Source organism: Streptomyces sp. TLI_55 (assembly GCF_900206255.1).
In the GTDB taxonomy this organism is placed as follows: domain Bacteria; phylum Actinomycetota; class Actinomycetes; order Streptomycetales; family Streptomycetaceae; genus Streptomyces; species Streptomyces aquilus.
This window is the reverse complement of sequence record NZ_OAOJ01000001.1, coordinates 211,957-235,341: the sequence shown is the minus strand read 5'-3', so window position 1 is coordinate 235,341 and position 23,385 is coordinate 211,957. Positions and strand designations below refer to the sequence as shown.

Here is a 23,385-nt window from a genome sequence, read left to right as displayed (position 1 = left end):
CCCTCATGGTGACCAGCAGCGGCCGAGCTGATGGCCGACCACAAACGGTTCGTCGACTACGAACAGCCGGCCTCGGCCCCCAGGTTGCAGTCAGCGAATCAGCGCGACACCCAGCGGAGGCTGTCGCGGTCAAGCGTGTCATTTGTCGATCGGGGTGGGGGATTGGGGCAGGCGTAGCTCGAAGCAGGCCCCCAGGGTCCGGGGAGCCAGGGTGAGGGTGCCGCCGTGGCGGTGGGCCAGGTCGCGGGCGATGGCGAGGCCCAGGCCGGTGCCGCCGTGGTCTCGGGAGCGGGCGTCGTCGAGTCGGACGAAGCGTTCGAAGATGCGCTCGGTGTGCTCAGTGGGGATGCCAGGGCCGTCGTCGTGCACGGTGAGGATGACCCCGTCAGCTTCCTTGCGGACGGTGATCTGGATGCGGTGCGTGGCGTGACGGACGGCGTTGTCGACGAGGTTGCGCAGGAGGCGTTCGTATTCGTCGGGGTTTCCGCGCACGTAGGCGGGGGCGGTGCTGTCGCAGGTGAGGGTCAACGGCCGTTCGGCGAGGGGGTATTGCTCGGTCAGCCGGGAGGCGAGGGCTGTCAGGTCGACGGTGTCGGGGTCGGTTGCGGCGGTACGGGTGTCGAGACGGGCGAGGAGCAGCAGGTCTTCGGCGAGGGCCTGGAGGCGGCGGGTCTGTCGTGCGGCGGTCGTGGCCGCGGCGGGCCAGTCGGTGCGTTCCGGGTAGGCGAGCGCGACTTCCAGGCTGGTGAGCAGTGTGGTGAGGGGGCTGCGCAGTTCGTGGGCGGCGTCCGCGACGAAGCGGCGCTGCTGGGCGGCGGCGGTGTCGAGGCGTTGCAGGGTGGCGTTGATGGTGGTGGCCAGGGCGGCGATCTCGTGGCCGGTGGCGGGGACGGTGACGCGTTCGCGGGGGTCGTTCGGGGTGACCGAGGCGGTGAGGACGCGGATGGCCTCCACCGGCCGCAGCGCGATACGGACGGTGAAGTACGCGGCGGCGGCGATCAGTACGAGGCCGACGAGCCCGGCGCGCAGCAGCAGGCCGTCGGTGGTCTGGGTGATGGCCTCGGCCGTGTCGGGAAGCAGCACCACATAGGCCCGTAGCGTGGCGTCGGCGGAGACGCCCAGAGCGGCGGCTTCGGCACTGCTCAGTTCGGCGGCCCGGACATCGGCGTACAGGACCGGGTAGGTCCCGCCCGCCAGGTCGAGTCCGCTCCCGGGGTCGTAGTCGCGGCGCACCGGTATACGGAGGGGACGGACCGTGTAGGACCATGCCGCGGTGTCGTCCACCGGGGCGGAGGGACCGGACGGGGCCGGCAGCACATGGCGGGTGCCGGAAGCGAAGTCGTCCATGCCTCCGCCGGCGGCGACAGCGGAGCGTCGGCCGGTCGCGACGACCTCGTACGGCACGGCGCTTCTGCGTACGGGAACCACCCCGTCGTTCAACTGGTCGACGAGGGCGAGGAGATGCTCGCGGGCTTGTTCCTCGGCGATCTGCGTGCTCTGGCGGTAGACCTCGCGGTGCACCCACCAGCCCATGCCGGTCAGGATCACGGCCGCGGTGACGGCGGCGGCCAGGGCCGCGCGGGCTCGTACCGAACGCGGCCACCAGCGACGCCTCGGCTCAGTCGCGTTCACGGTCGTCCACCAGCCGGTAACCGATACCGCGTACGGTCTGCAGGGACTGCCGGTGGAACGCGGCGTCCACCTTCTTGCGCAGGGCGCTGACCCGCGCCTCCACCAGGTTGGGATCCCAGGCTTCGTCGGGCCACGCGTGGTACAGCAGATCCGCTTTGGAGACCGCCTGGCCCGCCCTGCGCGCCAGCAGTTCCAGCACGGCGAACTCCCGGGGGGTGAGCTCCACTCGGACCCCGGCCCGGCGACAGATCCGGCCGCCGACGTCCAGCGAGAGGTCGCCCACGGCGAGGACGGTCGGGGCGACCGTGGCGGCTCGTCTGACCAGGGCGCGCAGGCGTGCGACGAGCACCACGTAGGAGAAGGGTTTCGCCAGGTAGTCGTCGGCCCCCGTGTCCAGGGCCTCGGCCTGATCCCAGTCGCCGTCCTTGGCGGTCAGTACCAGGATGGGAGTGGAGTTGCCCTCCCGGCGCAGTTGGGCGCAGACCTTGTAGCCGTTGAGTCCGGGCAGCATCAAGTCCAGGACGACCAGGGCGTATTCGCCGGTGCGGGCCATCCACAGTCCCTGCCGGCCGTCATGGGCGAGGTCGACGCTGTAGCCCTCGGCGCTCAGGCCGGTGTGCAGGGTGTGGGCAAGGTCCACTTCGTCTTCGACGACCAGGATGCGCATGCCGTGCAGCCTCGCACAGCACCTGACCGCGTTCCTGATCGGCCGGTCAGGTTGGGTCAGCATCGCGTCAACGAGGTCCGTGCACGCTGACGGGGTTTTTCGCTCCCGCTGAAAGGACCCGTCGTCGATGTCCGTTGCCGCACGTGGCCCCGCCCTGGCCAGAACCGTTTCCCTTCCCGTACGTCGACCATCACCGAGCCGGGCCACAGCAGTGGTCGTCATCGCGCCGTCGTCACTGGCCATGGTGCTGGGGTTGTGGGGTGTCCGTCGGCAGAACACCCTGTGGGGGGACGAGGTCGTCACGTATCAGCTCGCGCACCGCGACCTTTCGCAGATCTGGCTCACCGCCCAGCACGTCGACCTGGTCCACGCCGTCTATTACGCCGTCATGCATGAGATCTTCGCTGTTTTCGGCGGCGGCCTGGTGACCCTGCGCCTGCCGTCCGTGCTGGCAACATGCCTTGCCGCAGGTGGAGTCGGGCTCGTGGGGCTACGCCTGGCGGGCCCTCGCGTCGGGCTGCTGGCAGGGCTGGTGTTTCCGGTCCTTCCCCAGGTGCAGAGGTACGCGCAGGAAGGCCGCTCCTATGCCATGGTCTGCGCCCTGGTCACCTGGGCCACCTATGCGCTGGTGACCGGCGTCCCGCAACGCACCCGGTGGCGGTGGGCGGTCTATGGCTTCACCATGCTCGTGGCCTGCCTGCTCCACGAGTTCGCGGTCCTCGCCCTGGCCGCACACGGCGTCACCCTCGTCGTCTCCCGCGTCCCACGGCCGGTGCTCGCGGCATGGAGTGTCGCGGCCGTGGGCGTGGTGGCCGGCCTGTTGCCGCTGGCGATCTGCAGTGTGGGGCAGTCGGGGCAACTGTCCTGGATGGCCGGACCGGTGCGGCCCGGCTACTTCCTGGTCGTCGCGGTGGTGGGCGTGGCGTGTACCCGGGCGCCCCTGGCGGGAAGGAAGCCGGTGCGGCTTTCCACGCTGGCGGTGCCGATCCTTGTGCTTCCGGGCCTTGTGCTGCTGACCGCCTCACTGGTCAGGCCGTTTTTCGTCGACCGGTACGTGCTCTACGGCAACATCGGATTCGCCTTGCTGCTGGGTGCCTTGATCGACTGCTTCGACCGGCGTCAGCGGTTTCGCCGCACGGCGTGGATCGCCACGGTTGCCGTACTGGCCGCGCTCGTCCCGCAGAGCCTGGCGCTGAGAACACCCCAGGCCCGAAGCAACGACGCCACAGCCATCGCCGCCGCCGTACGCAAGGCAGGCCGCCCTGGCGACGGGCTGCTCTACCTCTCCGGTCAACACCGGATCCTGACCGCGGCCAACCCCTCGGACATCCGTCACCTGACGGACCTGGCCCTCGCACAGGCCCCTGTTTCGTCCAACACGCTGGCAGGTGTCGAGCTACCCGCCCAGGACATCGCGGCCCGCATGCTGGAATTCGACCGGATCGTCGCCGTCCGCGCGGCGGGTGCCCACTCGCTGAGCAGCCCGCAGGAGACAGCGAAGACAAGCACTCTGCGGCGCTACTTCCGCGAGTCCGGAACAACCCATGTCAACGGGGCGCGGGTCACCGTCTATGTACGAGACCACCACGCGTCTGCGGAGAAGGGGCCCTGATCTCCCGGCCCGGCCATCGCCCCTGCGTTTGACGAGGGCCTTTTTCGGGGCTGCACTGGAATCAGGGATGCTGCGCGACTCCGTTCTAGGGAGAGCAGCGATGCACACCATGGAAACGTTCAACCTTCTGCAGCCGTACAAGATCGCCGAGGAGACGTTCGTCATCCCGTGGGCCCTCGAGGCCCCACCGGTCGGCCACTTTCCGATGAACTCGATGGTCATCCGGGGAGCCGAGCCGGTTCTGGTGGACACCGGGGCACCCGCAGTGCGCTCTCAGTGGCTGGAGGCAGCCTGGTCCGTCGTGGATCCTCTGGACGTACGGTGGATCTTCCTCACCCACGACGACCGCGACCACGCGGGCAACCTCCTGGCGGTGCTCGCCCAATGCCCGAATGCGACCCTGCTGACCACATGGTTCTCCATCGGCCGCATGGCCGAGGAGTGGGAGACCCCCATCAACCGGTGCCGCTTCATGACCGACGGCGACACGATCGACGTGGGTGACCGCACCCTGGTCGCCAAACGACCGCCCCTGTACGACAACCCCACCACGCGCGCCCTCTTCGATTCGAAGACCAGCGTTCTGTGGTCCGTCGACACCTTCGCCACGAACGTACCGACCCCGATGCCGGACGTAGCGGCGTTGTCGCCGGACGAATTCCGCGACGGCCAGTTCTTCGGCGGACGACTGGTTTCTCCCTGGGTGGCATTGCTGGACAGCCAGAAGTTCCGGACGGTCGTGGACGACTTCCAACGCCTGAACGCCGAGGCCGTCGTCGGCTGTCATTGCCCGGTCCTCCAAGGCACCAAGATCTCCGAGGCCTATGACTTCCTCCGTCGGCTCCCCGAGATCCCCCCATGGACAGAGTTCACTCAGGCTGACCTGGACCAGTGGATGGCGATCGCCGAGAGCTCGGTTCCGCCGGAACAGCCGCGGCCGTCGGGGACGTGACTGCTGCCTTGGGGCGTGGCCTTACGCCGCATGCGGGTCCGCGTGACGAGCGTTCGGTGTTGGGCCGTGCGGAAGCCCGGCTGGCCGTCGTCCTGGCCGACCTTACCGGGGTCGAGTTCGGCCCAGGGTTTTCGCGGCGGCCTCGGCGAAGTCGTGGAGGAGCGGGGAGCGGCGTGACGCCACCCACGCCAGGGCCACTTCGTTCGGGCCGATGTCCTCCACGGGCAGCGCGATCACGTCGGGGCGGGTGTAGAAGGTGGCGGTGGACAAGGGGAGTACGCAGATTCCGGCGCCGGAGGCCACCAGTTCCAGTTTCTCCTCCACCTGGTGGATCGCCGGGACCTCGGGGCGTCGCCCGTCACGCAGTTCCAGCGCCACGTCCCGCCACTCGGGTACGGCATCGGGGTCCTGGAGCAGGTGCTCGCCGGCGAGGTCGCGGACGGTCACCGACACCCGGTCCGCCAGGGGGTGTTCGGCCGGCAGCATGACGAGCCGGGGCTCCGTGAAGAGGGGCCGCACCTGGAGGCCGCGCTGGTCGATGGGCAGTCGTACGACCCCGATGTCCGCCCGGCCGTCCAGCAGTACGTCCACCTGGTCGTCCCAACTCGTGCGCAGCAGGCGTACGTTGACGCCGGGCCGGACGGTGGCGAAGGCGGCCGTGGCCGGGGTGAGGGTGATGCCCGGCATGAAGCCGATGGTCAGCGTCGGAGTGTCCTGCCCGGCCGCCTTCGCACGCCGCAACAGCGCCTGTGCCGAGGCCAGCAGCGGGACGGCGTCCTGCAGCAACTGCTCGCCGGCCGGGGTGAGCAGCGTGCCGCGCCGGTCACGGTCGAAGACCTCGACGCCCAGCTCGTCCTCCAGGCTGCGGATCTGCCGGGACAGCACCGGTTGCGCGATGTGCAGCCGTTCGGCGGCGCGTCCGAAGTGGAGCTCCTCGGCGACGGCCACGAAGTACCGGAGCTTTCGCAGGTCAAGATCCACCCGGACTCACCGCTCACTTCCTCTGGGTCTCCGGCCGACGGCTCAGTCGGTCACCAATCTACCGATATGGGCCAGGTGGCCCGTCGCCGGCGACGGGCCCCCATTGCCTGCTCGTTCACTCGCCGCCGGCGAGGACGGCCAGCGGGTCGGTGTGCACGGGGACCCACCCCACCTCGGCCTCGGCGCGCGCGGGGGTGAGCTGTTGGTCCAGGGCGAAGGCGTCCGCGATCGGGCCCATCTGCTCGCGGGCCTGCTCCAGCGTGATCGGGACGACCTTGCCGTCGAGGCCGACAGAGCGGGCGACGGCCAGCGAGCACTCCCTGGCCGTCGGGTTCACCCCGCCCACGCCTACGTACACCGAACCGGGCTTCGCCTTCAGAGCGGCGACGTACAGCGTCGCGATGTCGTCGACGTGCACCAGCGCCCAGCGATTGGCACCGTCGCCGATGTAAGGGACGGCGCCGGCTGCCCTGCCCGGAACGCCGTAGAAGAGGTCGATCAGACGGTTCTCGCCGCCGTACAGCAGGCCGGGCTGCACCACGACCGGCCGGCCGCCCTCCCGCGCGCGTCGCAGGACGGCGTCCTCGACCGACTTGCGCCATGCGACCACGGACGGGGGGTTCCAGGGGGCGGTCTCGTCCACGACCCCGTCGGTGTCGCCGTAGACCCAGGTGCCGCCGGTGTGCACATACGGGCCGGTGCCGATGCCGTCCTGCATGGCGGTGGCGGCCGCGAGGTCCTCGTCGCCGGTCTCGGCCTGTGCCAGGTGGATGACCGCTTCGGCGCGGGCCGCGGCCGTGTTCAGCACCCCGAGATCGGCCAACCCACCCCGCACCGGCGTCGCCCCGAGGGAGCCGACGGTCTCGGCGGCGCGGTCGTTGCGGGCCAGCGCCTCCACGGTGTGCCCCTCGCGGATCAGCGCACTGAGCGTGGCCTTGCCGAGGTATCCGGACCCGCCGGTGAGGAAGATCTTCATGGTGGTGGCTCCTGTCATTCGTAGGCCTCTGCCTTCGCTGACCAGCCTGAATCCAGGGGTGCCTCCCCGTCCAAGACCTCTTTCGACGCCCCTGATACCCGAAGGGCATCAGTGAGCCTGAGTTGAATGCACAGCGCTACGGACCAGACCTCTTCAGGCCTCGACGTTGTTCCGCAGGTCGGTGAAGCCGGTCTCGGTGTCACCGCGGAAGGTGAGGGCTGCCTCGCCGATGCCGAGCGCGTTGAGCAGGATGTCGAGCGCCGCATCGGTATCAGCTACGGCGCGGCCGACCCAGACCAGGACATCGGGACTGGGACTGCCCTCCAGCCGGCTGAGGGCGAAGTCGATCTTCTGGATGCGGAACATCGCCACATCCACCGGGCCCAGATCCTCCCAGCCCCGCTCGATGTCCAACCGCAGTCGTGCGGCCAGGACCTCCAGCGACGGTGACAGGCCCGCGACCAGCCGGAAGGCTCCCGCCGCGTACTCCCACATGCTCGCTTGCAGAGCTGGGTTGCGCTTTCCGCCCTGGTGTTCCGGCGCCCGCTCCCAGTCCGGCTCCGGCCCAGGAACCGCAAGCTCCGCCATGTGCTGTCCTCCCCGCCCCTGATGCCCTGCCGCGACGCCTCACTCTAGAAGTGCGCCCCCTCAAGGCAGCGAGCGGTCCGGTCTGCCGGTACGAGGCGTTGCTCCCGTCTCTCCTGAGGGCCCACCCCTCCTTCAGGGCTGAGTGGGCGGCTGCGTCCCCCTCAACGCGAACGCCGCCTCCGTCGTCCGGCACAACGCCTGCACCGCGTGCCGCAGCGTGCGCCACGACGCCAGGCCCAGCAGAATGCCGGCCGGCGCCGCGGGCCACCACCACGCGCCGAGGATCGTGAACGCCGCGCTCCACACGAGGGCCTCGCAGGCCGCGTCGTAGGCGTCGCGGGCCTCGGCCAGGGCGGCGCGGGGTGGGTCCTGGGCGCCGAGGAGGAGGGAGGTCCAGCCGGTGACGAGGTCGTCGCCCTGCTGTCTGATCGTCTCCTCGGTGCGATGGAACCGGTCGCCGGACCAGGTGGGTGAGCCGGGCCGTCCGTTCTCGAGCGCGGCGGCCCTGCGCACGTCGAGGCGGGCGGCCCGCAGTGCGTTGCCGTCGGCGCTCGCCCGTACGGATCTCCTGGCCAGTTCGTCCGGCTCCACCCAGCGCCGTCGCCGCCACCGGGTCACGAGATCACCCACCGGCATCAGCCACCACGGCCAGGTCCCGGCGGCCAACGCCCCTATCCCGGACGCGAGATAGGGCACCGCGAACGCCGCCGCCACCACCGGCACCGCGAAGAGCACGAGCGAGGCGGCGGTGTCCGCGGACAGGCCGCCGCCCGTCCGCAGCGCGTCGGCGATCTTCTCCCGTGCGAGGGACACGTCGTTCCAGTGGGCGTGCCCCAGCTCGCCGCCGCCCACGACCGCGACCACGAAGAACAGCACGGCGGGCAGCAGCCGTCGCAGGAACCAGCCGTCGGGTATGCGCTTCTGCAGCTCGATGAGAAGCCCCATCGCCGTCAGCCGCCCGCCGGACGCATCTCGGCGCCGCCCAACGCACACGTCGGGGTCGGGGTAGCGGCCCCGTTGCGCAACTCGACGCGGCCACAACGGTTCTGCTTGGGGCACACCCAGCCGGACGCTCGCGGTACCCGGTGACTGGGCCAGTCGCCCACGCCCATCACCGCGGGCAGCCCCAGCCCGTTCGGGACACCACCCGCCTCGACGGCCTCGTGCAGCTCGCGTACGGCGTTGCGCCACGCGTCATCGGCCGGGTCCGCGTCCCGTACGACCGGCACCGCCGACTCCCAGACGGCGTCGGGGATCAGTGGTCGCAGCTCTTCCGCATGACGGCACAGGTATTCCACCGCATCCTCGTACAGTTTGCGCGCGTTCGCCCCGTCCCCCACGGCGGCCTCCCTCAACGTATGGAGAATCACTGCCCTCTGACTTTCAGTCAGACTAATGTAACGATCTATGACCGACCTTCGCGGCCGAGTGGTCTCCCGCCTCGTCACGGCTCAGAACACCCGCGATCCAGCGCCGTTGAGGGATCCGGAGGCGGTGGCCGACGCGCTGGCCCTGCTGCGGCAGGCCGCGCCCGCGCCGGAGGCGCCGGTCGATCTGGAGTCGGTCGTCCAGGTCTTCTGGACCTTCTGGTTCCGGCACCTGGGCGACGAGGATCCCGAGGCGGAGCAGAATCTGTCCGTCATCGTCGGCACTTTCGTGCACCTGTGCCCGCGACTGCCTCCGCAGGCCGGGCTCCCGGAGATCCTCGTGGAGCGCTTCGATCCCGCCGACCCGTCCAACGAGGCGAGCTTCGCCTATCTGGTGAGCAGGGCGCACGCCGATGCCGCGGTCACCGGCCCGCCGGAGGAGCGGCCGGCTGCGCTCGCCGCCGCGATCGCCTGGTCGGAGTCGGCGTTCGAGTCCGTGCTCGACGAAGACCACGCCGGATTCCTGGAGTTGACGGTTCACCTCCTCGAACTCCACGTCGAGCGCTTCAAGCTCATGGTGGACCCGGACGCGCTGCTGGTGGCCGTGCGCTACGCGCGTGCGGTGTGCGCGCGGCTGAATGCCGTCGCGCCCGCCCCTCCTGACCCCGCTCTCGCGCCCGCCACCCTCGACCCCGCCATCGTGCAGGCCGCCGCCGCGCCCGCCCTGCGCACCCTGGTCGACACCTGCCGACTGCTCGGCACGCCTCCGCTCGCCGTCGTCGAGGAGCTGATCGCGGCGGTCCCGCAGGTCACCCTCCTGCCCGAGACCGCCGAGGGGCTCGGCCAGCTGCGCCACCTCCACACCCTGCCGGTCACCTGGCCCGGCGAGTTCGACCTGCGGGTGGGCTCGGCCTTCGCCGACGCCGGTGTGGCCGAGGACGACTTGGGCCGCGTCGCCTGCGCCGTACGGCGGCTGCGCGCGTCCCTGGCCGCCACCCCCGCCCTGCACCCCGCGCACCCCCAGGTCGTCACCGCCCTCGGCCGGGCCCTCGCAGCCCTGGCGGCGGCGCGCCAGGACGGCGCGTCGGCCAGGGAGGCAGCCGAACTCCTCGCCTCCGTCGGCGCCTTGGACGACCGGCACCGGGACCTGCTCGACGCCTACCGGCAGTGGCAGGAGGTGAGCGTCGACACCGCCACCGCCGAGGACCTGGAGCGGATGCTGCCGCTCCTGGACGGCGTCGCCCTGAGTGACGAGCAGCGGGAGATGTTCGCCGCCTTCCGGGAGCTGCAGGAGGCGAGCGAGAGCGAGGACCCGGCCGACCTGGAGCGGGCCGCCCCCCTCATCCGGCGGCTGGCCGAACAGGCCCGGCAACAGGCCCTGCTCGACGGCACCCCCGTCGACATCGACATCGAACTGGCCTTCCTGTCCACCGGGTTCGAGCCCGACGACAGCGGCGACGAGCACATCGCCCGCTACCGCACCGCCCTCGCCGCCCTCCCCGCCGACCGGCTGCACCGGCACGCCTATGTCGCCGTCCTGGCCGCGCTCACCGGAATGCGGGCCGAGGCACTGCGCGACAGCGCGCCCGCGCGGGCCGGGCTGTTCGAGGCCGAGTGCCGGGAGCTGACCGAGGAGGCGGTGGCCGCCGCCCCGGCCGGGTCCCCCGTGTCGGAGCTGCTGCGGCAGGGCCGGTTCGAGGTCGCGTTGCCCGTCGCGGTGGCTTCGACCGAGACCGGGGGCGTGCCGGACGGCGAACTGGGGCGCATGCTCGAGGTGTTGACCCGCATGGGCGAGGTCCGGCTGGAGGGCCCCGAGACCCTCGACGCCGACATCGCGGCCATCCGGGAACTGCGTGACCTCACGCCCGAGGGCGACGAGATGCGCCCCTACCTCTCCGCCGTGCTCGGCAGCGCCCTGTCCGCCCGGAACACCAAGGCACCCGACTACGCCGCCCTCGAAGAGATCGTGGCGCTGCTGCGCGAGAGCCGCGAGCACGGGGTCGACCTCCCGGGCGGCTTCGACCGGATGCTCGCGAACGCCCTCACGGTCCTGTCGTTCCGCGGTTTCGACGCGGAGGGCGCCCGGGAGGCGGCGGCCCTGCTCGCCTCCAACCCGGGGGCACCCTTCGGGCCGGAGGTCCTGGCTGAACTGCGGCCGGGCGACCCGGTGCCGACCGAGACCGACACCGAACTGCTGGGCGCCCGCACCGAGTTCCACAACGCCCTGCAGAACTACCTCTTCGGTCATGAACCCGCCCAGCTGGAGCGGGCCCGGCAGATCGCCCGCCGGATGCGGGACGTCATCGAGGCCGCACCCGCCACCGCCGAGCGGCCCTGGTACGACCTGATGGGCGACATCTACGTCAACCTCGCCGACACCGTGGGACCGGCGGGCGGCCGCCGCCCCGACCTCTCCGACACCGTGGTCGAGGAGTGCCGGTCGACCTTCGCACGGTGCGGCCCGGGACACCCCATGCGCGTGATGGCCGCGACGACCCTCGCCCGGGCGCTCGCGCAACGTGCCGTCGAGCTCCGGGCCACCGAACCGGCGCGTGCGCAGGAGCTGTTCGCCGAGGCGGACGAGGTGAGCCGGGCGCTCTCGACGGAGGAGCTGCCCGAGGGCGCCCCGTTCGACCTGGCCGCCGTGATGCGATCGGCCCTCGACTTCTTCGTCCGGGGACGCCTGCCGGACATGACCTCCGGCGCGGACGGCACCCCGCAGGACTTTCTCGCCGCCCGCCTCGCGCCCGTCCTGGGCCGGGTCGACGGCACCGCCGGACCCGAGGCGGTGCGGGACGCGGGCGTCCCGGTGTGGCTGCGGGCGCACGGTGAGATCGGCGCCGCGGCCGGCGCGCTGGGCCGGCAGCAGATCGGCCAGGCCCTGGATCATCTCGAAGAGGCCATCGAGGCGATGGCGACCCTCACCGACCGGGGCGCCGACCAGGCCTCGGCCGAGCACGGTCTGTCGCAGTTCGAGGGAGACATCAGAACGATCGTCGAGCTGATCCTCTGCAATGTCGAACTGCGTGACGTCGCCCCTCGCCTCCCGGAGTATCTGAAGGCTGCGAAGGAGTCGATTCAGGAACTGCAAGCGGGGCGCCTCCCGGGCGCACTCCCCGCCATCGACCGCACCCTCGTGGGCCCCGACGTCGACCGCGCCGCCGAACTCCTGGAGCGGGGCCGCGGGTTGCTGCTGACCCGGCGGATCGAGGCCCGCGCCGACCTCGGCGAGCTGCGCTCCCAACTTCCCGGGCTGGCCGACGAGTTCGAGCGGCTGACGGCACAGATCGAGGCGCAGCCGCAGACGTCCGCGCCCGGCGACGCCGAATGGGCCCGGCTGGCGGGCCTGCGCGCCTCCCGCGCGCTCGACGACCTCGTACGGGAGATCCGCACCCGGCCCGGCTTCGAGGGCTTCCTGCGACCGCTCACCGCGGGGGAGTTGAAGGGGCTCGCGGCCGACGGCCCGGTGGTCGTCCTCAACCACGGTGGCAAGCGCTACTGCCATGCCCTGGTCGTCACCGACCGGACGATCACCGCCCTGCCCCTCGAAGCCACTGTCGAGGAGGTCACCGACAAGTCCCGACAGCTGCGGGAAGCGGTCGACGCCATCAACACGCAAGGCGGGTCGAGACCGTCCCCGCTCCAGCTCGTCGCCGCCGGGAACACGGTCCGCCAGACGCTGGACTGGACGTGGCACACGATCGTGCGCCCGGTGCTGGAGGCGATGGGCTGTGCGGGCGCCGTCCCCGCCGATGCCGAGTGGCCGCGCATCTGGTGGGTGCCGACGGGAGCCTTCGGCGCCCTGCCGCTGCACGCGGCCGAGTGCCGGTCGCCCGACTGCGCGCCCGACGGCTGCGGCGCCGCGCTCGACGCGGTGGTGTCGTCGTACGTGCCAGGGCTGCAGACCCTGGCGTACACCCGGGCCCGCGCGCGGCAGCGCGGCACCGCCGAGCACGGGAGGGCGTTGCTGGTCGCCGCGGCCGAGGACGACCTGCCCGGGGTCGCGGGCGCCGCCGACTACGCCGCCGGACTCCTCGGCGCGCACCGGACGTTGATCGGCCCGCAGGCCACCCGGGACGTCGTGCTCGGGGCGCTGCACGAGGCCTCCTGGGCGCACTTCGGCTGCCACGCGGCGACGGACCCCTCGGAGCCTTCGGGTGCCCTGCTCCACCTGCCCAGCGGCGAACACGTCTCCGTCCGGGAGATCTGCCAGGTCCGCCCGCGCGCGGCCCAGCTCGCGTTCCTGGCGGCCTGCGGCACCGCACGCACCACCGAGCACCTCTCGGACGAGGCCGTCCACATCACGAGCTCGTTCCTGCTCGCCGGCTTCCCCACCGCGGTCGGCACCCTGTGGAAGATCGACAGCACCCACGCGGACCAGGTGACCCGCGACTTCTACCGCCGTACGACCGCACCCGGCACCCCCGGCCCCGCCCGCGCCCTGCACGACACGATCCGCGAACTCCGCGAGCGCGTCCCCCACCCGCACATCTGGGCCGCGTACGTCCACGCTGGACCGTAGCCGCCCGATCTCGGTCTGCCGTACCGCTCAACTCCCTTCGCCCGCCCATCCCATGGCCCACAACGGGGCGTGATCGATACGCTGGGAAGGTCGAGACGGGGAGGATCCGGCAGTGTCGCCGAGTTACTACGTGTACATCTCCGACAGCAAGGTCGACATGCTGTTGCCGCAGATCGACCCCGGGTTCGGGGCCAAGCGTCAGACGGAGGTGGGCGTGAACCTCTCCGTGCTGTTGGCGAAGCGCACCACCGAGGGCCTGCCGAGCGACCGGATCACCCGTCTCGAGGCGGTCGTCCGTTACCTCCACGACCATGGTGACCTCGGCACGGTGGACGAACCCGGCCAGTACTTCTGGGGCTCGCTGCCGATGCGCTGGGGCGCGTTCCGCGACGACCCCGCGTCCTCCCTGGTGTTCTTCGGCGGGCGCACCGAGCACACCGTCCTCGCCCTGGGCGGCTCGTACCGGCACGTGTTCGACCACGTTCCGAACGCCGAGGCGCACGGCGTGGGGCGCTCGATGATGTCCTCCATGCTCGACGGCCTCGGGATCACCTCCGATCTGGAGGACGAGTACGTCGCCGACGCGGTGGACGGCGACCTGGACCACGTCGATCGCGCGGCACTGGGCCGGGTTCAGCGGGCCGTCGAGCGGCTGCGCTGGCCGACGGAGCACGTCGAGTTCGTGGCGAAGCGGCTGCTGCACGGCGAGAGCCCGGACGGCAGCGGCAGGTCGGTGCTGCTGGGAACACCCCTGTACGCCGCCGTGGTGGACTGACGCCGATGGCCACCTGGCGCCGCGGGGACGTCATCCTGGACCTGTACGAGGTCCTGGACGTGGTGCGTACCGGCGGCCTGGGACTGGTGCACCGGGTCCACCACCGCGGCTGGGACATCGATCTGGCCGTGAAGACCCCGCGTCCGGCCGTCGTCCGCTCGCCGGAGGGGCTCGGGGACTTCGAGCGGGAGGCGGAGGTGTGGGTGGGGCTGGGCCTGCACCCGCACATCGCCAACTGCGTCTACGTGCGCACCCTGGAGGACGTGCCCAGGGTCTTCGCCGAGTGGGCCGACGGCGGGAGCCTCGCCGAAGCCGTCCGCAACCGGACCCTGTACGGCGACGACCCCCTGGCCACGCTGCTGGACGTCGCGATCCAGTCCGCCTGGGGCCTGGAGCACGCGCATGAGAACGGCGTCGTGCACCAGGACGTCAAGCCCGCCAACGTGATGCTGACCCGGGGCGGCACGGTCAAGGTCACCGACTTCGGCCTGGCACGGGCCCGCACGGCCGGGGACGCGGAGCCGTTCGTCAGCCGGGGCGGCCTGGACCCCGCGTACTGCTCACCCGAGCAGGCACGCTCACCGTCCGGGCTCACCCCGGCCACGGACGTCTGGTCCTGGGCGGTCACCGTGTTCGAAATGCTCCTGGGCAGGCCACCGGTGCGGGACGGGACCACCGCCGGAGACGCTTTCGAGGACTACACCCGGTCCCGGGCGCCGGGCGCGATCCAGCGGGTGCCGGTCGAGATGCTGGACGTCCTGCGCGAGTGCTTCACGCAGGAGCCCACCGCCCGCCCCTCCCGGCTCGGCCCGCTCGCCGAGCGGCTGGTCGAGGTGTACCGGCGCGAGGTCGGCCCCTATCCCCGCCGCGCCCCGTCGGCGGCCACCCTGCTCGCCGACAGCCTCTCCAACCACGCGCTGTCCATGCTGGACCTCGGCCGCCGCGACAGCGCCGAAGAGCTGTGGACCCGCGCCCTGCGGGCGGACCCCCACCATCCGCACGCCCGCTACAACCGCGGACTGCACCGCTGGCGTACGGGTGTGATCACCGACGCCGAGCTGGTCGACGAGCTGGAGTCCGTGCGGTTCGGCGACCCCGACGACGGCACCTACCTGCTGGCGCTGGTCCACCGCGAGCGGGGCGACGCGCCCGCCGCCGCCGAACTGCTGCGGGACGCGTCCACCCGGATGCCCGACGACCCGCAGATCGCCGCCGCCCTCGCCTCGGTGCAGGACGCGCCCGTCCCGGCCCAGTCCGTCCTGCCCGGGGAACACGACGACTGGATCACCGCCCTCGCCCTGACCCCGGACGGCACGACGGGAATCTCGGCGGACGGTTCCGGCGGACTGCGGATCTGGGACCTGGACGCGGGGGAGTGCCGCCAGGAACTGCACCTGGACACCTACCGCGCCTCGGCACTCGCGGTCAGCGACGACGGACGCGTCCTGGTCGTCGGCGGGGACACCCGGCGCGCGTTGGTGCTCGACTTCGAAACCGCCACCGGCTTCGAACTCCCCGGCCACCCCAGCTGGGTGCTCGCCGTCGCGCTGACGGAGGATCAGCGGCACGCGGTCACCAGCGGGTACGAAGGAGAGGTCGTCACCTGGGACCTGGACACCGGCGAACCGGTGGAGGTACGGGAGTTCGAGAGCAGGGTCGACTTCCTGGGCGCCCGGGGCACCCTGTGCTGCCTCGTCGACCACACACGCCGGACGACCTCGGTGCACGACGTCCGAACCGGCGCACTGGTCCACCGGTTCGACCACGCCTGCCTGAGCGTGCGGTTCACCGACGACGGCCGACTCGTCGCGGTCACCGGCGGAAGCCCCGACGTCCGCCTGGCCGACTTGGGCTCCCCTGATGCGCCACGGGTGCTCAAGACCCGGTACGGCCGGACAGCCCTGAACACGGACGGCACGGTCGGCTTCTCCAGCGGCGGACGCAACGAGCCGTCACGGGTGTGGGACCTCGCCACGGGCCGCTGCCGCCTCTCCCTGGAGGCCACGCCCGACACCAAGCAGGTCGCGCTGAGCGCGAGGGGGCACCGCGCCCTCACCGCCGAGGGCAAGACCGTACGCGTATGGCACCTGCCGCCCGCCGGACCGCCGGCCCCCTGGAGCTACGTCCGCCCCCACCAGGCCGCGGACCTCACCGCCGCGGCCGCCCGAGCGGCCGAACTGCTCGACCGGGCGGCCACGCACGGCGCGGCCGGACGGCTGGAGCAGGCGGCCGAACTGATCCGCGCGGCCCGCGCGTTGCCCGGCCACCGGCGCCACACCGCACCCGTACGCCTGTGGCGCCGGCTCGGTGCGCTCGGCCGCCGTACCGCACTCGTCGACGCCTGGTCGGCTGGCCGGATCACCCCCGACGACGACCGGTCCTGGGCCCTGGCACTCAGCGGGCGCAGCCCCACCGCGCTCGCCCGGGCGGGCAACTCCGAGGCCTGGGTCTTCGACGTGGAGACCGGGCAGCTGCTGCACACGCTCAGCCTGCACACGGGGCACCTCAACGCCCTGGCGATGACCGCCGACGGCCGGCTCGCTGTGTCCGGCGGCGAGGACGGCCGGGTCGTCGCCTGGCAGCCCCGCGACAGACGCATCGTCCAGCTGTTCACCAGCCCCCGCGACCGTGTGTACTACGTCGCGGTCAGCGAGGACGGACACGTGGCCCTCTCCGGGACCGCCGACGGCGTCGTCGCCGCCTGGGACATCCCCAGCGGCCGGTCCCTCGGACGCTGGGAGGCCCACCCCGGAGCCGTGCTGGACGTGGCGGTCAGCGCCGACCACCGTTACGGGCTCTCCCGCGGCCAGGACGTCACCGTGAAGATCTGGGACCTGCACGCGGGCGAACTGTGCTGGGTGCTGGGCGGACACGCGGAGTGGATCGGCGCCGCACGGCTGAGCGAGGACGGCCGCTATGTCGTCACCGGCGGCGCCGACGCGACCGTACGCGTCTGGCGGACCGCCGACGGACAGTGCGAGGCGGTCCTCACCGGACACACCGACGCCGTGGTCGACGTCCTGCCCGGCGCCGACGGCCGGCACCTGCTGTCCTGCTCCGCCGACGGCACCGTCCGGCTGTGGGACGTCGCCGCCGCGCGCTGCGTCCATGTGCTCACCGGACACACCGCGGCCGTGCGCGGCCTCGCCGTCACGCCGGACTTCCTCCTCGCGGCGTCCGGCGGCGAGGACCGCCAGGCACGCCTGTGGGACCTGACGGCCGGCCGGGAACTGCGGGCCTTCACCGGCTTCTCCGGCGCGGTCACCGACATCGCGCTGGCCCCTGACGGCGCCCTGCTCCTGGCCGGCGACGACGGCGGCCGCCTGCTGACCTGGGCCCTGGACTGGGAGTACGACTTCGGCTCGGCGACCGGAGTGCTGCGCGCGGAGTCCGAGCCCGTGATCGAAGAACTGCGTGCCGAGGTCGCCGTCGAGCTGCCGTCCCGTGACGCCGGCCGCCCGGCGCTCATCGAGGCGATGGCGCGCCTCGGCGAGCGGCAGCGGCACGCCGTCACCCGCACCCTGGAACTCGCCGCGGAACTGGACAAGGTCCCGTCCCGCGACGACACCGGCTACCGCCTCTACATGCACTCCGTGGCCCAGGACCTGGCGAGCCGGGAGCCCGACAGGACACCGGGCACGGCCGAGGCGTTCACGCTGCTGCTGAGACCGGAGGACGAACTCGACCGGTCCGAGACCTTCTGGGCCAACCACTTCGCCCTCCAGCTCCAGGACGACCTCGACACACTCGCCGAGGCCGCTCACCTCCTGCACCGCGAGGGCGATCCGGCCGCGGCCGAGCGGACCTGGCAGCTCGTCGTCGACGTGCGCTCCCACCTGTGGGACGCCGGGTACGTCGAGACGCAGCGCGCGATGCTCGGCTGGGCCGCGGCACTGATCGACCTGGACCGGCAGATGGAGGCCCTGGCCCTGATCCGGGCGGTGACCGCGGAACGCGAGCGGGACCTGGGACCGGACCATCCGGCCACCCTGGAGGCGATCGCGGCACTCGCGTCCCTGCTCACCGACAAGGACGAACTGGACGAGGCCGAGGGGCTGTACGTCAGGCTGGTGCCCCAGCTCGTGCGGCGCTACGGCCCCGACGGCCTCCAAACCCTGGAGGCCCGGGTGGGGTTGGCCCGGGTGCAGCGCCGGCTCGGACGGCACGGTGACGCGGCGCGGGCCCTGCGCGAAGTACTGGCGAAACGGCGGCTGCGTCTGGGCGAGCACCACCCGGACACCCTCGCCGTCCAGGCCGAACTGGACACTCTGCCCGGCCCGGTGCCACCCGGGCCGGCCCGGAGGGGTTGGAGGAGACGGCGATGATTCCGGACCGGTCCAGCATCGGAGCCCTGATCACCGGCAAGGTGTTCATGGCGGAGGTCGGGGCCTACTTCCCCCTCAGCATGGCCCTGCGCGGTGACGCGTTCGAGGCCGTGTTCATGATGCGGGAGAGCGACCTCGGGCACCGCACCAGCGGACCCTACTCGCCGGAGCGGCTCCCCTCCGACGCGATGAACTGGGCCCAGCTGCGGACGGGGATGGGCATGGCGGGCTGCTTCCCCTCCTTCCGGATCGAGGCCGGCGGACACTGGCCGCGCATCCATGTCGCCCTGGCGGGCACCAACGTCCGCGGTCTGATCGTGATGCCGGAAGAGGTGACCGCGGAGGCGGTGAACGCGCCCTACCTCGGCAAGTGGCAGGACCAGGCCTCCGACATAAGGATCGGGCTGGACTACCTGGCCAATTGGCTGAGTTCCTGTCACCACGAGGCGGGCGGCGGCCCGGAACCGTCGATCGACCTCGACCTGGTCTACCGACCGTACGACTACGAGGCGAGCCTCGCCGGGTACGACCAGCGCGTACGCGACCTCATCCCACCGGTCCGCCCGGTCCTCGAACTGCGTTGGCGCTCGGCGACCCCGGCCCAGCGCAGAGCCTTCGTGAAGCACCTGAAGGGCGCCCGCAAGACCGGCTCCCGGTCCGACCGGCGCTGGAACTACCCGATCGCCGGCATCGAGGTGGAAGTGCCGCGCTGACACGCCGCCCGACCGGGGGCCTGGCAGGATGGCGGCATGGAACGTGTGCTCGGAATCGGTGGCTATTTCCTGCGGGCAGCGGACCCGGCGGCTCTGACCGCGTGGTATCGCGACTGCCTGGGCCTGGACGCCGATGAGAACGGCTTGTGGCGACAGGAAGCGGGGGCGACGGTGTTCGCACCCTTCGAGTCCGGGACCGACTACTTCGGGTCCCCCGCCCAGCAGACCATGCTCAACTTCCGCGTGCGCGACCTGGACGCCATGCTCGCGCAGCTGCGCGCGAAGGGAGCTGATGTGGCCGAGGAGACGCAGGACATGGAGGGGGTTGGCCGGTTCGGCTGGGTCACTGATCCCGAGGGCAACCGCATCGAGCTGTGGCAGCCCGCGTGACCCCTCGGTCTCGTTGAACCAGTCGTTCCCCGTGGTCACTGAGGTCCCCGCGGTCCCGCGTGTCCGTTGTGAGCTGTGTCACCTTCCCGGACTTGAGTCAGGGGACGGGGTTTCCCGCGTACCCCCTGACGACGACCGGACGCCGGGTGCGAGGATGGGCGGGTCATGACTGTCCGAGGGGGATGCCGCGCGACGCGGGCCGGTGTGTTCGCCGCCGTCTGCGTGCTGCTCGCTGCCCTCGGTCACGCGACCATGTCGGGAACGTCCGTGCCTTGGTGGGGCATGGCCGGCGGTGCGGCGGCGACCGGTGCGGTCGGCTGGCTGCTGGCCGGCCGTGAGCGCGGCCGCACCCTGATCGTCGCCGTCGTGACGGCCGTCCAAGCGGTGCTGCACGAGACCTTCTCCCTGGCGCAGACACTCTCCTCGACAGCCGCGCCCATGCCCCACGCCGACGCGGGCGCGATGGACATGGGCTCCATGGCCGGGATGGACATGGGGTCCGCCGCTCACCTCGGGCACGGCGCGGTCGGCATGGACCACATGCACGGCATGAGCGGCACGAGCGGTGCCGCCACAGCCGGCATGTTCGCCGCGCACCTGCTGGCCGCCGTCCTGTGCGGACTGTGGCTGGCCTACGGCGAGCGCGCCGTCTTCCGGCTCCTGCGGGCGGCGGCCGCCTGGCTGGCGGCGCCCCTGCGGCTGCTGCTGGCGTTGCCCGCCCCGTTGGGTCCTCCGAGTGTGCGCAGGTGGCGTGGCGCCGCCTGCCCGGCACCGGTGCGACTGCTGCTGTGCTCTTCCCTCACCTTCCGTGGTCCGCCCACGGGTGCCGCTGTCCTCTGAGACAGCCGGATCCACCGGAGCCCCTCCGCCTCCCTGACCTGCGGCGCACGCGCGCGCAGGCCCCTGGCGGGCCCCTCGCCCCAGCGTGAACGCGCTGCCATGAGCGGCCCTCTTCGTCCCGGGCTCCGGACTCCGCCGTACCGCTCGCGTACGGCCGCACCCAAGTGCCGGTGAGCCGAGCCCTCTTGCGGGCCTGGCGCCGGAAGACCCGAGAAGGACACACGTGATGATCTCTGTCCTCCCTGTTCCCTGCGCGGACCGCGCCACCGCCGACGCCTCGGCGACCGCCTGGGCGCTGGCCGCCCGTGCCGGAGACCCCGAGGCGGCCGACCACTTCGTCCGCGCCCTCCACGGCGACGTCCTCCGGTACGTCACCCACCTCAGCGGAGACCCCCAGACCGCCCACGACCTGACCCAGGACACCTTCGCGCGGGCCTTCAGCAGCCTGCACCGTTACGAGGGCCGGGCTTCGGCCCGCACCTGGCTGCTGTCGATCGCCCGGCGCGCGGTCGTCGACAACCTGCGCCGCGCCGCCGTACGTCCCCGGCTGGCCGACACCACGGACTGGCAGACGGCGGCGGAGCGCAGCCAGCCGTGCGGACTGCCGGGGTTCGACGAAGGCGTGGCCCTGCTCGACCTGCTGCAGACGCTGCCCGAGGAACGCCGGGAGGCGTTCCTGCTGACTCAGGTGGTCGGGCTGTCGTACGAGGAAGCGGCCGGCTTCGTCGGCTGCCCCGTCGGCACCGTCCGCTCCCGGGTGTCCCGCGCCCGCGTGAGCCTGGACCGGCTGCTCCTGGACTCCGAGGCGCTGAGCAGCGGGGCGGCCTGAGCGCGGGTGAACACCGCTCCGGGCGGCGGCGCGAGCGCGAAGACGCGGCGTCGGCGAAATAGTCCCCAACCGCCGGGAACTCACGGCCACTTCACCCCGACTACTGCAACAGAACCCGTCGGACCAGCGGGTTCAACGCGCAACCAAGGAGCCCGAATGTCGATCAACCGGCCGGTCGTCACCGCCCTGGCCGCAGCCTGCTGTCTTCTCACGGCGGCCTGTGGCTCGTCGTCCGACGACAAGGGGAGCGACCAGAGCACCGAGGCCGCGGCCCCGAAGGCCGGCTATCCGGTGACCCTCGACAACTGCGGCCGCAAGGAGACCTTCGAGAAGCCGCCCAGCCGGGTCGTGGTCATGAACGGCGCCTCCGTCGCGGAGGTCTCCACCCTTCTCGCCCTCGGCCTCGGCGACAAGATCGCCGCCAACCAGCAGACCTACGGCATGTCCGAGGTCGCGGGCCGAGCCGATGCCATCAAGGACCTGCCCACCGGTGACGTCAGACTCAACGACGCCTACGACATCCCCCGCGAGGCCATGCTCGGCCTGCGCCCGGACCTGGTGCTGTCCACCACCTCGTACGGCTTCGACGAGAAGAACGGCTTCGCCACCCGGGACCAGTTGAAGGACGTCGGCGCGAACAGCTATGTCTCGCCTCAGGGTTGCGACCAGGACACCTCCAAGATGACCATCGCCGACAGCTATCAGCTGCTGCGCGACATGGGCCAGGTCTTCAACGTCAGCGACCGGGCCGAGAAGCTGATCGCCGCCTCCGAGAAGCACATCGCGGCCGTCTCGGAGAAGGTGAAGGGAAAGAAGGCACCGAACGTCATGGTGCTCTTCTCCAACATGTCCATGGGCGGCAACGACTTCAGCTCGGTCGTCGCCAATGGCATCTTCAACGACATCCTCGCCAAGGCAGGCGGCTCGAACGCTTTCGGGAACGCGTCCAAGACGTCCTTCGCCGACCTGAGCAAGGAGAAGGTCGCCGCCACCGACGTCGACGCCCTCGTCGTCGTCGCCTACAACGACCCCAACCCGGCGGCGTACGCCAAGAAGCTGCTCAAGGAGTTCCCCCAGTGGCCGGCCGCCAAGAACAACGCGTATGTGACGCTCTCCGACTCGATGTACCTCGGCCCGAGCAACGACCTGGCCGTCGAGAAGATCGCGAAGACGCTGCACCCGGACGCCTTCTGACCCGGCTGAGGGTCACGCTGGCGTTCACGCTGCTGCCCGTCGCGCTGCTCGGCACGATGATCGTGGCGATCAGCATCGGCGCGGTCAACGTCCCCGTCGGTGACGTGTGGTCGATCGTCCTCCACCACGTCACCGGCGCCGGGGCGGCGCCCTCCGACCGCGCGCTCGATCAGATCGTCTGGAACTTCCGCACCCCGCGGGTGCTTCTGGCGGCGCTGGTCGGCGCGGGCCTGGCGGTGACGGGTGCGGTGCTGCAGACGGTGGTGTCCAATCCGCTGGCGGACCCCATCGTGCTGGGCTTCTCCTACGGCGCCACGCTCGGCGCGGTCCTGGTCATCACCCTCGGTGGCGGCGCCGCGCTCGCCGGGTTGGGGGTGTCGGCGGCGGCCTTCCTCGGTGCGGTCGTGGCGGGCGCCCTGGTCTTCGCGCTCGGCCGACGCCAGGGGCGGCTGGCCCCGACGCGCCTGGTTCTGGCGGGTGTGGCCATCGGCTACGTCTTCCTCTCGGCGACCAGCTTCGTCCAACTCCAGGCGACTCCCACCGAGTTGCGGACGGTGATGTTCTGGATGCTGGGCAGCGTGGCGGGCGCCGAGTGGGACCAGATCCCCACGGTCACCGTGGTCGTGCTGGGCACGACGGTCCTGTTGTCGCTGTTCGGCCGCCGGCTCAACGTGCTGCTGGCCGGCGACGAGTCGGCCACCGCGCTCGGCGTGGACGTGAACCGACTTCGGGCCGTCCTGCTGGTCCTCAGCGCACTTCTGACCGGCACCGTCATCGCCGTCGCGGGCGGCATCGGCTTCGTCGGCCTGATGATCCCGCACCTGGTGCGGCTGACCATCGGCGCCGACCACCGCCGACTGCTGCCGCTGGCAGCGTTGCTGGGAGCCGTCTACCTGGTCCTCGTCGACCTGCTCTCCCGCACCCTGAACCGCCCCAACGAACTGCCGCTGGGCATCCTCACCGCACTGCTCGGCGCCCCCTTCTTCCTGTGGCTGCTGCGCCGAAACAAGGGCCTGGACTGA

18 protein-coding genes are annotated in these 23,385 nt (G+C 71.7%); 11 read left to right on the top strand and 7 right to left on the bottom strand.

What is annotated here, in order from left to right:
* Positions 1-138: 138 nt before the first annotated feature.
* Both CRP56_RS01210 and CRP56_RS01205 read right to left on the bottom strand, forming a co-directional pair.
* Positions 139-1,632 (bottom strand): sensor histidine kinase, encoded by a 1,494-nt coding sequence (locus tag CRP56_RS01210; RefSeq protein ID WP_097259564.1) that lies wholly within the window; start codon positions 1,630-1,632, stop codon positions 139-141.
* Complete coding sequence (locus tag CRP56_RS01205; RefSeq protein ID WP_097259563.1) at positions 1,619-2,299, bottom strand: response regulator transcription factor; 681 nt, start codon at positions 2,297-2,299, stop codon at positions 1,619-1,621. Before CRP56_RS01205 ends, CRP56_RS01210 begins: the two co-directional genes overlap by 14 nt.
* A gap of 127 nt (positions 2,300-2,426) precedes the next feature.
* Between CRP56_RS01205 and CRP56_RS01200 the strand changes: the two genes are divergently transcribed.
* Both CRP56_RS01200 and CRP56_RS01195 read left to right on the top strand, forming a co-directional pair.
* A complete protein-coding gene (locus CRP56_RS01200) occupies positions 2,427-3,911 on the top strand; it encodes a glycosyltransferase family 39 protein (RefSeq protein WP_097259562.1) in 1,485 nt (494 codons plus the stop codon).
* 100 nt (positions 3,912-4,011) lie between these two features.
* Positions 4,012-4,863 carry an MBL fold metallo-hydrolase gene (locus CRP56_RS01195; RefSeq protein WP_257039965.1) on the top strand — a complete coding sequence of 284 codons (852 nt, stop codon included), beginning with the start codon at positions 4,012-4,014 and terminating at the stop codon, positions 4,861-4,863.
* Between the two features lie 102 nt (positions 4,864-4,965).
* On the opposite strand, the gene CRP56_RS01190 is transcribed toward CRP56_RS01195, so the two are convergent.
* From CRP56_RS01190 to CRP56_RS01170, 5 genes are all read right to left on the bottom strand, one after another.
* The gene (locus tag CRP56_RS01190; protein WP_097259561.1) at positions 4,966-5,844 is read right to left on the bottom strand and encodes a LysR family transcriptional regulator; all 879 of its coding nucleotides are present in this window, start codon (positions 5,842-5,844) and stop codon (positions 4,966-4,968) included.
* A 115-nt stretch (positions 5,845-5,959) separates the two neighbouring features.
* Complete coding sequence (locus CRP56_RS01185; protein WP_097259560.1) at positions 5,960-6,820, bottom strand: NAD-dependent epimerase/dehydratase family protein; 861 nt, start codon at positions 6,818-6,820, stop codon at positions 5,960-5,962.
* Positions 6,821-6,973: 153 nt separating this feature from the next.
* The gene (locus CRP56_RS01180) at positions 6,974-7,408 is read right to left on the bottom strand and encodes a hypothetical protein (RefSeq protein ID WP_143664882.1); all 435 of its coding nucleotides are present in this window, start codon (positions 7,406-7,408) and stop codon (positions 6,974-6,976) included.
* 132 nt (positions 7,409-7,540) lie between these two features.
* A complete protein-coding gene (locus CRP56_RS01175; RefSeq protein ID WP_097259558.1) occupies positions 7,541-8,353 on the bottom strand; it encodes a hypothetical protein in 813 nt (270 codons plus the stop codon).
* 5 nt (positions 8,354-8,358) lie between these two features.
* Positions 8,359-8,748 carry a hypothetical protein gene (locus CRP56_RS01170; protein ID WP_097259557.1) on the bottom strand — a complete coding sequence of 130 codons (390 nt, stop codon included), beginning with the start codon at positions 8,746-8,748 and terminating at the stop codon, positions 8,359-8,361.
* A 67-nt stretch (positions 8,749-8,815) separates the two neighbouring features.
* On the opposite strand from CRP56_RS01170, the gene CRP56_RS01165 reads away from it, so the two are divergent.
* The 9 genes from CRP56_RS01165 (at position 8,816) to CRP56_RS01125 (ending at position 23,385) form a co-directional block, all read left to right on the top strand.
* On the top strand, positions 8,816-13,297 hold the full coding sequence (locus CRP56_RS01165) for a CHAT domain-containing protein (RefSeq protein WP_143664881.1): 4,482 nt from the start codon (positions 8,816-8,818) through the stop codon (positions 13,295-13,297).
* Between the two features lie 112 nt (positions 13,298-13,409).
* Positions 13,410-14,072 (top strand): DUF7019 family protein, encoded by a 663-nt coding sequence (locus CRP56_RS01160; protein ID WP_097259555.1) that lies wholly within the window; start codon positions 13,410-13,412, stop codon positions 14,070-14,072.
* Positions 14,073-14,077: 5 nt separating this feature from the next.
* Complete coding sequence (locus tag CRP56_RS01155) at positions 14,078-18,397, top strand: protein kinase domain-containing protein (protein ID WP_097259554.1); 4,320 nt, start codon at positions 14,078-14,080, stop codon at positions 18,395-18,397.
* Positions 18,394-19,110: a hypothetical protein gene (locus tag CRP56_RS01150; protein ID WP_097259553.1), complete on the top strand. Its 717-nt coding sequence runs from the start codon at positions 18,394-18,396 to the stop codon at positions 19,108-19,110. The genes CRP56_RS01155 and CRP56_RS01150 overlap by 4 nt, the downstream gene beginning before the upstream one ends.
* Before the next feature lie 36 nt (positions 19,111-19,146).
* Positions 19,147-19,500 carry a VOC family protein gene (locus tag CRP56_RS01145; protein WP_097259552.1) on the top strand — a complete coding sequence of 118 codons (354 nt, stop codon included), beginning with the start codon at positions 19,147-19,149 and terminating at the stop codon, positions 19,498-19,500.
* 165 nt (positions 19,501-19,665) lie between these two features.
* Positions 19,666-20,340 carry a hypothetical protein gene (locus CRP56_RS01140; RefSeq protein ID WP_097259551.1) on the top strand — a complete coding sequence of 225 codons (675 nt, stop codon included), beginning with the start codon at positions 19,666-19,668 and terminating at the stop codon, positions 20,338-20,340.
* A gap of 226 nt (positions 20,341-20,566) precedes the next feature.
* Positions 20,567-21,169 carry a sigma-70 family RNA polymerase sigma factor gene (locus CRP56_RS01135; RefSeq protein ID WP_097259550.1) on the top strand — a complete coding sequence of 201 codons (603 nt, stop codon included), beginning with the start codon at positions 20,567-20,569 and terminating at the stop codon, positions 21,167-21,169.
* A gap of 156 nt (positions 21,170-21,325) precedes the next feature.
* Complete coding sequence (locus tag CRP56_RS01130; protein ID WP_097259549.1) at positions 21,326-22,363, top strand: ABC transporter substrate-binding protein; 1,038 nt, start codon at positions 21,326-21,328, stop codon at positions 22,361-22,363.
* A 56-nt stretch (positions 22,364-22,419) separates the two neighbouring features.
* Complete coding sequence (locus tag CRP56_RS01125; RefSeq protein ID WP_097259548.1) at positions 22,420-23,385, top strand: FecCD family ABC transporter permease; 966 nt, start codon at positions 22,420-22,422, stop codon at positions 23,383-23,385.

What these genes read in the sequence shown, in the direction of transcription:
- CRP56_RS01205 (WP_097259563.1), bottom strand. Translation starts at nt 2,299, where the DNA reads ATGCGCATCCTGGTCGTCGAAGACGAAGTGGACCTTGCCCACACCCTG.
- CRP56_RS01200 (WP_097259562.1), top strand. Translation starts at nt 2,427, where the DNA reads ATGTCCGTTGCCGCACGTGGCCCCGCCCTGGCCAGAACCGTTTCCCTT.
- CRP56_RS01195 (WP_257039965.1), top strand. Translation starts at nt 4,012, where the DNA reads ATGCACACCATGGAAACGTTCAACCTTCTGCAGCCGTACAAGATCGCC.
- CRP56_RS01185 (WP_097259560.1), bottom strand. Translation starts at nt 6,820, where the DNA reads ATGAAGATCTTCCTCACCGGCGGGTCCGGATACCTCGGCAAGGCCACG.
- CRP56_RS01180 (WP_143664882.1), bottom strand. Translation starts at nt 7,408, where the DNA reads ATGGCGGAGCTTGCGGTTCCTGGGCCGGAGCCGGACTGGGAGCGGGCG.
- CRP56_RS01175 (WP_097259558.1), bottom strand. Translation starts at nt 8,353, where the DNA reads ATGGGGCTTCTCATCGAGCTGCAGAAGCGCATACCCGACGGCTGGTTC.
- CRP56_RS01165 (WP_143664881.1), top strand. Translation starts at nt 8,816, where the DNA reads ATGACCGACCTTCGCGGCCGAGTGGTCTCCCGCCTCGTCACGGCTCAG.
- CRP56_RS01155 (WP_097259554.1), top strand. Translation starts at nt 14,078, where the DNA reads ATGGCCACCTGGCGCCGCGGGGACGTCATCCTGGACCTGTACGAGGTC.
- CRP56_RS01150 (WP_097259553.1), top strand. Translation starts at nt 18,394, where the DNA reads ATGATTCCGGACCGGTCCAGCATCGGAGCCCTGATCACCGGCAAGGTG.
- CRP56_RS01145 (WP_097259552.1), top strand. Translation starts at nt 19,147, where the DNA reads ATGGAACGTGTGCTCGGAATCGGTGGCTATTTCCTGCGGGCAGCGGAC.
- CRP56_RS01140 (WP_097259551.1), top strand. Translation starts at nt 19,666, where the DNA reads ATGACTGTCCGAGGGGGATGCCGCGCGACGCGGGCCGGTGTGTTCGCC.
- CRP56_RS01135 (WP_097259550.1), top strand. Translation starts at nt 20,567, where the DNA reads ATGATCTCTGTCCTCCCTGTTCCCTGCGCGGACCGCGCCACCGCCGAC.
- CRP56_RS01130 (WP_097259549.1), top strand. Translation starts at nt 21,326, where the DNA reads ATGTCGATCAACCGGCCGGTCGTCACCGCCCTGGCCGCAGCCTGCTGT.
- CRP56_RS01125 (WP_097259548.1), top strand. Translation starts at nt 22,420, where the DNA reads ATGATCGTGGCGATCAGCATCGGCGCGGTCAACGTCCCCGTCGGTGAC.